Origin of the sequence: Streptomyces sp. URMC 126 (assembly GCF_051386555.1) — a bacterium.
Classification (GTDB): Bacteria; Actinomycetota; Actinomycetes; order Streptomycetales; family Streptomycetaceae; genus Streptomyces.
In genome coordinates, this window is sequence record NZ_JBPQTX010000537.1 from 1 (window position 1) to 2,678 (window position 2,678).

Here is a 2,678-nt window from a genome sequence, read left to right on the forward strand (position 1 = left end):
GGTCAGGGCGGTGGTCCAGTGGGTGACGGGTGAGGCGGGGGCCGGGGCGCCGGCACGGGCGCAGGCGTCGGCGACGGCGTCGCAGAAGGCGGTGAGCAGGGCGAGGGGGGACCAGACCCGCGTCTCCTCTGTGGCGTCCGTGGCGGGCGGTGATGCGACACCGTCCGGCCGGTGGGCGCTGTCCGGTGTGGAGAGGCCGTTCGGCTCGTGAGAGCCGTTCGGCTCGTGAGGGCCGTTCGGCTCGGGGAAGCGCAGGGCGTGGGCGGCGGCGGGCAGCGCCTCGGCGAGGGCCGTCAGCCGGGGGTCGCCGTGCGTCTCGGCGCGCCAGTGGGCGCGTACTCGTCCTGCACCGGCTTCGCGCAGGGCGGGGACGAGGTGGCCCGCGGTGACGTGCTCCAAGGCGAGCCGGGCGGCGACGGCCCAGGCGCGGACGGAGTGGCTCCAAATCGGCTCGGGCCCGGGAAGGGCCGGCGCGGCGTCCTCCGGTTCGGCACCGTCGTCCGGTTGGATACCGTGGTCCGGTCCGTCGGCGTCCCCCGTGCCGGGGGCCGCGAGGGCGGCCAGCGGTCCGACGGCCTCACCGACCGGCACGAGCAGCGCCGGGACGTCCGCGTCCACCAGGGAGCCGCCGTGCGGCAGAAGCGTGGGGAGCGTCGGGAGCCGGCTGCCGGGCGCGGTGCCCGTACCGGCGGCCGGCAGGCCGAGGGCCGCCGCCTCCGCCGCGGGCTCGGGGACGCCCCAGAAGGCCATCGCCCCGCCTCCCGGCACGTCGGGATCCGGGACGAACGTCGCTTGCAAGCGGCCGGGAAACTCCGGCGTGCCCATACAGCGTTCCCATCTGTTCGGAAATACGGACTCCAGGAAGCGGACAGCATAACCAGGTAATGCGTGAATTTCACATGAGCCCTCGTGGCGGCGGTATTCGCGGGTCGTGAACGGGCCTTCTCGCGGGGCTGACGAGCCCCGTCGGGTGACGTTATCCACGGCAGTCGGCGCCGTAGGGGGAACGGCCTCGCGATCGTGACTCGCCTTGTTGGCCAGGCAGTTGGTAGGGCGACGTTCCGGAAGAAACGGGCCATCCCGCCGCTTTTCGGTCGCCATTCCTTCGGCCTATTCAGGACACTGTTTTCCGGTAATGTCAAATCGAATCGGAGGGCATTTCGAGAGCAGAAATTCAAGCCCTGTCAAGAGTGCTGTTCAGGGGCTGTTCCCATCGGCTTGGCGGGCCGTTTCCGAATTCCCGTACGGAGAGAGCGCGGGCCGCTCTCGGCGCTGTCCGGCCGTCCCCGTCCCGTACCCCCGCCGCCGTAGGCGTCCCCCCGGCGGGCCGCCGAGGCGCGCGGACGGCACCGCCCGCACGACTCGAACTCCCTGCGCCCGTTGCCTGGTACCGGGCGATCACGGCGCGGTAGAGCTGTCCCTATGAGCCCTGAGACACGTATCGACGAGACGCGTACCGACGAGACGCGCACGAGCGGGACGCGACCCACCGGGACGCGTACGGCCGAGGCGCCCGCCCCGGCGACGCCTCCGGCCGGCGTTCCGAGGATCCTCGTCACCGGCGGCGCCGGATTCATCGGCTCCCACTACGTCCGTACCCTGCTGGCCGGGGACGGGCCGGAGCGCCCGTACCTCACCGTCCTCGACAAGCTCACCTATGCCGGCGTCCCGGCCAACCTCGACCCCGTCCGTCACTCCGACCGCTTCCGTTTCGTCGAGGGCGACATTTGCGACGTGGAACTGGTCGACCGGCTGGCGGCCGAGCACGATCAGATCGTCCACTTCGCCGCCGAATCCCACGTCGACCGGTCGGTACGGGAGGCGGACGCCTTCGTCCGCACCAACGTGCTGGGCACGCAGCGGCTCCTCGACGCGGCGCTGCACCACGGTGTCGGCGTCTTCGTGCACATCTCCACCGACGAGGTGTACGGCTCGATCGACCACGGCTCCTGGACCGAGGACGCGCCGCTCTCGCCCAACTCGCCCTACGCGGCGGCCAAGGCGTCCAGCGACCTGTTCGCCCTCGCCTGTCACCGCACCCACGGGCTCGACGTCCGCGTCACCCGGTGTTCCAACAACTACGGCCACCACCACTTCCCCGAGAAGCTGATACCGCTGTTCGTCACCAACCTGATGGACGGTCTGGAGGTGCCGCTGTACGGGGACGGGGGCAACGTCCGCGACTGGCTCCACATCGACGACCACGTACGCGGCATCGAACTCGTCCGCACCCGCGGCCGGGCCGGCGAGATCTACCACATCGGAGGCGGCGCCGAGCTGACCAACCGGGAACTCACCGGGATGCTGCTGGAGGCGGTCGGCGCCGACCCGTCGCTCGTCCGGCACGTCGAGGACCGCAAGGGGCACGACCGCCGTTACTCGCTCGACTGGAGCAAGATCCGGGACGAGTTGGGGTACCGGCCGGTCCGCCGTTTCGAGGAGGGGCTGGCCGAGACGATCGCCTGGTACCGGGACAACCGTGCCTGGTGGGAGCCGCTCAAGCGCCGGGCGGCCCTGCTGCCGCCCCCGCCCGGCGACGGAACCGCGTGACCGTCGCGCCGTCCGCGTCCGGCACCACGCCGCGTACCCCTCGGCGTACCCCCCGGGCGTACTCCCCCCGGCGTACCCCGCCGGGTGCGCTCCCTCCGCTGTACCCCCCCGGGGGGGGGGGGGGGGCG

Annotated in this window: 1 protein-coding gene and 1 pseudogene; one reads left to right on the forward strand and one right to left on the reverse strand. The window is 72.2% G+C overall.

The genetic code is table 11. The features are described from left to right. Positions 1-750: pseudogene (locus ACSNOK_RS32440) on the reverse strand (hypothetical protein); the annotation flags it as partial. A 672-nt stretch (positions 751-1,422) separates the two neighbouring features. Between ACSNOK_RS32440 and rfbB the strand changes: the two are divergent. After that, positions 1,423-2,550 carry a dTDP-glucose 4,6-dehydratase gene (gene rfbB, locus ACSNOK_RS32445; RefSeq protein WP_436784373.1) on the forward strand — a complete coding sequence of 376 codons (1,128 nt, stop codon included), beginning with the start codon at positions 1,423-1,425 and terminating at the stop codon, positions 2,548-2,550. The last annotated feature ends 128 nt before the right edge of the window (positions 2,551-2,678 follow it).